We start from the raw sequence: 5,480 nt of genomic DNA, 5'->3' as shown, positions 1-5,480 counted from the left end.
CGCTTCATCTCTGTCGGCAGCAGCCCGTCATATTTCTTCTTCCAGTTGAAATAGGTCGCCTGGCTGACCCCGGCCCTCCGGCAGATCTCCGCCACAGGAAACCTGCCTCGGGGACGAAAATAAACTTGAAGCTTGCCGTTGACGCGCCTTGCCCGGGCATGGCCCGGAGCCTATATCACCGCCACTAGATACTAAGCGCGCACAGTGTCCTGCAGCGTGTCGCGCTCAATCAAAACACAGTACATCTCCTCGATCGTACGCATGCAGGATGCGCCCCCGTCGAGAGCTTTCACCTTCACCGGTGAGGACTCTCTGCGCGTGCGCCGAGAGCTCCCTCACCCAGCACGGGAGCCTTGCATTGATTATCGCCGATACCCTCATCGCTATCTTCGAAGTCTCACTGCTCTGCACCAGCTTGATTATGGGCTTCGAGCTGTTTGCGCCTGAGCATATACAACCTGCGAGAATGGGCCGAATTGCGAGCTTGGCCGAAAACATCTTCGTCACATCGCTATTCGGCTTGCTTACCCTGCTTGCTACGCGTTGATCCTACGAAGCCAAGCTCGGGCGAGATTGTGCGCCCGAGCTGGCTGGGGACCTGGCTGACGTTCAGTCCGCCGCCGGCGCCTCATCGGCGAGATCCTGCCACCATGGCAACAGTTCGCCCAATGAGAACGTCGTCGTCTTAAGCGGCATGCGTTCCGGGTGATTTTCTCGCCTAATTTGGAGCAGTCCCCATCCAAGATACTTGTCCTCTATGGCCGCATAAAAGGTCTCCAGGACCTCCTGCTCAGACGACCCCGAAAGAACGTGCTCAAGATCTTGAATTGGCGTGAAGACCGGTCGACGCCTATCTTCGACCGTGATTTCGGGGTCTTTCGCTGCGGCCAGCGCTTCCGCCTCGGCAATCAATTGCTGCCTCAAGGTGCCCGCCATCTGCCCCACGAATCCAGGGTCAAAACCACCGCAGGAGCTGTGGCGGCAACATCCATCTTCAAAATCCCACGCCTTACGTGGGAGAAGAATTTCCATAGCTGGTATACCGCTTTAGCTATCTGCGAATAGCCGGTCTTCGCATCTTCGATGGGATCGTCGGAATACTGCGCCTCGAATGTGAGCTTCGTGGCCTTGCACTCACAGACCATCACAACCTGCTCGCCCTGCCGAATCAAAACGTCAGGTGTGTCGAGGTTATTGCCTTCATGTTTGTATTTCTCAGCGGGCAGCACCTCGAAGTCGGGACAATTCGAAGCGGTTCGTTGCGTCGTTCATGATGGCGGTGCCACCAGGGGATAAGTCGTAGTACAAACCCAAGGTGGCGCGCAGCATGATTAAGGAAGGCAATGGCGATATAACAAAGTTGTTCATCGCCGCTGAGCGAAACACTGGTTTAACACGAATGTAGCTAGGCTGGTATATGACCGGCAACGCTACCTTCATACGATCCTCAAAATGGCGAAGCAGCTTTTGCGCCCCCCTTCTGATGCCCCAAATTTCATCAGAGATCATGTTATAAGTCTGCTTCACTTCATCACTGCTTATTCCAAGCTGGTTGACATGCTCAATCTGGGGGCTCCAAGGCCCCTCTAGGAGGCCCAAATAGATAGTGAAGCAGGCTCCGAAGAAGTGAGCAACGCTGAGACCGTATGTCTGCTCGAAATAGGAAGCCGAATCCCCCTGCCCATACACATAAAGGTATCGGTATATGTCAGCCCTGTTTACCCACCCATTCTGCCAAGCGAACTGTCGATGAGATATTCGGTGCATTTCGATCAGAATGTTGGTCGCATCAACTCGGACCTTGCTCTCCTCTCCTTCGACGTTCCGGAGTGTGTTGACCAGGTCGACTACGGAATTAAAGTCCTTCGTGTCGAGCGATGGCCGATCAGACATTGACCTATCGTTTTTGGGCGTTGTTAGCGCAAGCTGGATAAGGGTTTCGGTATCCCATCTTTGAACCGTATATCGTGTGAATGGTTCCGCTGTCGCCGCTGCTGGCGGGTGCCTTAAGAACGGCTTTCCTTGCTTCACCCTGCCGGACTGGATGGCATCGAGTGCCCAAAACATGCACATGATTCTTCGGTCATCCGTGCCACTCAAGAGTGCGCGGAGATGTGGTAGTGCTGGTCCTGAGCGCGCCATTTTCGACATGCACTACGACTTTGCCAGGTCCGCCCCCCACTCGTCGGCCTTGGCTTCGGTGTCGAATGGACGTGTCATGGACTTATTTCGCAATACGGCACGGCCGTTCTCATAAACGACCTTAATGCCCCCATGGTAGCTCGGAGCAGGACCATTGTACTCTACAGTCTTGACGACCCTCAGGCCGTTGTCGGGGTCAACGCCGTTGTTAGCGGAGACCTTCGCCATAAATTTCTCATACTCGGCTGCGGCCGATGAGGTTGTTACAGCTGCGGCGGCGCCTTGTTCAGCATCATATTGCTCTTTCAGCTTCGTCAAAAGCGCAGGCAGGTAGGTCTTGTCCCCAAGCGTCAGGTACTTTTCAGCCAACAGCTGCTCATATTTTGCACCGAGCTGGAGCGCCATAGCCGATGACCGGCTGATGTCGTTATCGACCTCCTTGAGCACCTCCCACTTTGCTTTGTCGTAGGTAGGAGCTAGGGTATCGACCGGCTTGGCAGCCCTTAAATCACGATCATCCCGCAGCCTGAACGGCTCTTGGGGGGCCTCGGCCTTCGCCTCACCTGTTGCGGCTAGAATGAGGACGCCTATCAATCCGGTCAGACCGCAGAGGATGGCCCAGGTCATGGGGTCTTTGTTTCTGGCCGCCGCCATGTTGTATCCAATCATGGCGAAAACGCCCATGATCACTACTGCTATTAAGAAAAGCATAGTCTATCCGCCCCAAATGCCCAGACACCTTACCTATCCTAGGTCCAAGCTTCTTTGAACTCTAATCGTAAAAAAGCAGCCCAACCGGCTGCTTTTCTGTTTCGGCCCTTAGGCGCGGTCGTAGGCGCTCGACTTCGAGTCCAGGAGCGCAAGGGGCGATGAGGGAATCAGGAAAGCTCCTAATACTGTTATCAAATCTGGATCTTATAGAAATGCTTAATCTAAGCTCTCCAGAAGGAGCTGCTGAGGATTTTCTGGATAAGCGAATTTGGGATTTTATCGTCAGCTTGCCGAGGTAAAACTTGACATGCCAGGACTATGAAACTCTTCTCGTTTCCCAAGAACGTGCCCACCTTTCCCGCGTAGCCGCTCTTGGCTGCGTGGTGGTGTTCCCGGATAAGCGCCTGAAGGCGGCGCTCCCCTTTAGGAGCTAAAATTCTATCCTGTCCGTTTTCATCCGGTCCGTGAATGTGGGCAGATACAGCGATCCATAGAAGCTCAGCAGGTCAGGTCTGCCCGAGGTATCGACACGCTTGGTCACGGACTCGACCATCGTATCAATGGCATCTTCGCTCGCTTCAATCTCGCCGGGAGGTGGGAGGTACCGTTTGTTGAGCGCGGCTTTCAGTCGACCGATACGTTCGAGCGGCAGAGGATGTGTCGCACCATCTGAATAGCTCCTCAACAGGCCGGCCCGGGCACTTGCCTCAAGGAAGTGGAGGTAGAGCAGCACGTCGAATGCTCCACGAGCGAGTGTCCTCTTGGTCTCATGATCGGAGTCGGCCGCCAGCACCGCGCGGCAATCCGCGGCGAACTCGCACTCGTGCGAATAGACCCGCAAATCGTCACTGCCGAGGCGATCGACTAGGTGGCCCTCCAGCAGGTGCGCGAACTCGTGGCCAAAGGTGAATTCCATCTGTCGGCCCGTTTTAGATTGGATTTCGCGCTCAATCTGGGCCGGTAAAGTGGCGCGGGGGTCGAGATCGAAATCGAACGACTCGCTGCCGCGCATAATGCGCAGCGCGATTATCGCAGCGTCGATGCAGTCGTCGGTCCGTATCTCGGAATAAGGACCGTACATTGCGATGTTCATGAAGTAAAAGAAGTAGCGCAGGTTCTCCGCGACCATCACAACGTCGCCGAGCATGGTTCTGCGCGCGACGGCGTTCACTTCATTGATGGGTGCCAAGCCGTACGGAATGGACTTCACGATCCGCTGAAGCGGGCGGCTCAGGCGGGAAACGTAGCGCTTCGCGTCAATGTTCTGCGCATTGTAATAGTCCGTGAGCGTCCAGCGCCGCCCGCGCTCTTCGAACTGTGCCCGCCGCTTCCGGAAAGTCCGAACCGCGCGCGGTGAGGCCGCGATTGCCTCAAGTCGAACACGCAGCAGATAATCGTGCGCTGTTCGAAGCTCGCGCAGCCGGATGATCTCATGCTTTGTTGCATAGGCAAGATGAAGATTCTCCACATCCGCCATCTCGGGGTCCGATGTGATGAAGCCGGTTATGTGGTAGGAGGTCCCATCCCCATTATCGACGATCACGCCATTGGAGGCACGGCGCGACCCCGGCAGAAGATTGAGAATGCGGCGAACCTCCTCTTCGGTAATGTTTCGATTTCCGGGTAAAAGGGGCGGACTCATCAACGTCGTTCTCTCCATTGTCGCAGTGCAAGCCCGTTCGCGACGCGCTTAGGCGCCGGATCGAGAGCCATAGATAAGCATGGCAGCGCGCGCAATGAACCTCTAGGTCGGCGCGGTCGTTGCTGTTGCAAATGCCGGCGAACAAGGCGCCAGCGACGAGCGTGTCGGGCTAGCCGATCGCGATCGGCAAACGACCGCTTACTCCGCTCCTGCTGCCGAAACCGGACAGTCCCTCCCGGCCCCCTTCCGGTCATTCACAAGCCGGCCAATAGCCGAAGTGAGCCAGTGCTGTTTACGTCGAAAACATATAGGCCGCCACTACATGTTCGCCTTTTGTGCTTCGAAAGTCGCATAAAAGGCAAACTGAAACCGGGTGCCAATCTCATCTTCGGCTGAGGTGATAAGGCTGGAGAATGAGCGACAAGCCGCCGCGCGTCCGGCGCGTTACCCTTCCGGAGATGGCTCTTGAAAATACTTTCCAGGAGAGGCACCGAAGGCCGCGCGAAACACCGCGATGAAGGCGATGTCGCCGACGCTTCGGCCGGCGGCGAGCCACTCCACCGCTTTGAGGAGTTTCGCCTGCTGCCGCCAGGCGCGAAAACTCATGCCAGTCTCCGACTGGAAGTGACGCTGGAGGCTGCGCGGGGACATGGCGGCGCATGACGCAATCTCATCGAGCGGCCAGTCTGCACCCGGGTCGTTCCGGATGTCTTCGGCGAGGGAAGAGACAACGGCGCGACCGGGCTCGCCCGGAGCTGGTCGAGAATGACAGCGACCAGTCGTTCGGCGCGGGCGCTGCCGGCCTCCGCACGGGTACTTCGAGAAACGCCAGGATGAGTTCGCGCAGCAGCGGCGTCGTCCCGATCACGGAGGCATCCGAGGGGGCGTTGGTGCATCGGTCCGGACTTGAGCGGATGTCGATCTTTGAAGCGGCAGACTATGCCGTGGCCGCCTTGCGGCGGGCGGATTTCGGGCGTGCGCAGGC

5 protein-coding genes and 2 pseudogenes are annotated in these 5,480 nt (G+C 56.9%); 1 reads left to right on the top strand and 6 read right to left on the bottom strand.

Annotated features, from left to right (window positions below; translation table 11 throughout):
- Positions 1-98, bottom strand: a pseudogene (locus tag NKH37_RS33895) (transposase); the annotation flags it as partial.
- Between the two features lie 260 nt (positions 99-358).
- On the opposite strand from NKH37_RS33895, the gene NKH37_RS33890 reads away from it, so the two are divergent.
- Positions 359-547 (top strand): hypothetical protein, encoded by a 189-nt coding sequence (locus NKH37_RS33890; protein ID WP_353042574.1) that lies wholly within the window; start codon positions 359-361, stop codon positions 545-547.
- Positions 548-609: 62 nt separating this feature from the next.
- On the opposite strand, the gene NKH37_RS33885 is transcribed toward NKH37_RS33890, so the two are convergent.
- The 5 genes and pseudogenes from NKH37_RS33885 to NKH37_RS33865 form a co-directional block, all read right to left on the bottom strand.
- Positions 610-1,032 (bottom strand): hypothetical protein, encoded by a 423-nt coding sequence (locus NKH37_RS33885; RefSeq protein ID WP_353042573.1) that lies wholly within the window; start codon positions 1,030-1,032, stop codon positions 610-612.
- 183 nt (positions 1,033-1,215) lie between these two features.
- Positions 1,216-2,067, bottom strand: coding sequence for a hypothetical protein (locus tag NKH37_RS33880; RefSeq protein ID WP_353042571.1), 852 nt, complete (start codon positions 2,065-2,067; stop codon positions 1,216-1,218).
- An 87-nt stretch (positions 2,068-2,154) separates the two neighbouring features.
- Positions 2,155-2,826 carry a hypothetical protein gene (locus tag NKH37_RS33875; RefSeq protein ID WP_353042569.1) on the bottom strand — a complete coding sequence of 224 codons (672 nt, stop codon included), beginning with the start codon at positions 2,824-2,826 and terminating at the stop codon, positions 2,155-2,157.
- A gap of 457 nt (positions 2,827-3,283) precedes the next feature.
- Positions 3,284-4,495, bottom strand: a complete 1,212-nt coding sequence (locus tag NKH37_RS33870) for a M48 family metalloprotease (protein ID WP_353042568.1) — start codon at positions 4,493-4,495, stop codon at positions 3,284-3,286.
- A gap of 444 nt (positions 4,496-4,939) precedes the next feature.
- Positions 4,940-5,372, bottom strand: a pseudogene (locus NKH37_RS33865) (helix-turn-helix transcriptional regulator); the annotation flags it as partial.
- Positions 5,373-5,480 lie beyond the last annotated feature (108 nt).

The organism is Mesorhizobium sp. M1217, from assembly GCF_040318275.1.
In the GTDB taxonomy this organism is placed as follows: domain Bacteria; phylum Pseudomonadota; class Alphaproteobacteria; order Rhizobiales; family Rhizobiaceae; genus Mesorhizobium.
This window is presented reverse-complemented; position numbering and strand designations above follow the sequence as displayed.

Bases quoted from the DNA above. Each gene is read 5' to 3' on its own strand.
- NKH37_RS33880 (WP_353042571.1), bottom strand. From the start codon at position 2,067: ATGTTTTGGGCACTCGATGCCATCCAGTCCGGCAGGGTGAAGCAAGGA.
- NKH37_RS33870 (WP_353042568.1), bottom strand. From the start codon at position 4,495: ATGAGTCCGCCCCTTTTACCCGGAAATCGAAACATTACCGAAGAGGAG.
- NKH37_RS33885 (WP_353042573.1), bottom strand. From the start codon at position 1,032: ATGGAAATTCTTCTCCCACGTAAGGCGTGGGATTTTGAAGATGGATGT.
- NKH37_RS33875 (WP_353042569.1), bottom strand. From the start codon at position 2,826: ATGGGCGTTTTCGCCATGATTGGATACAACATGGCGGCGGCCAGAAAC.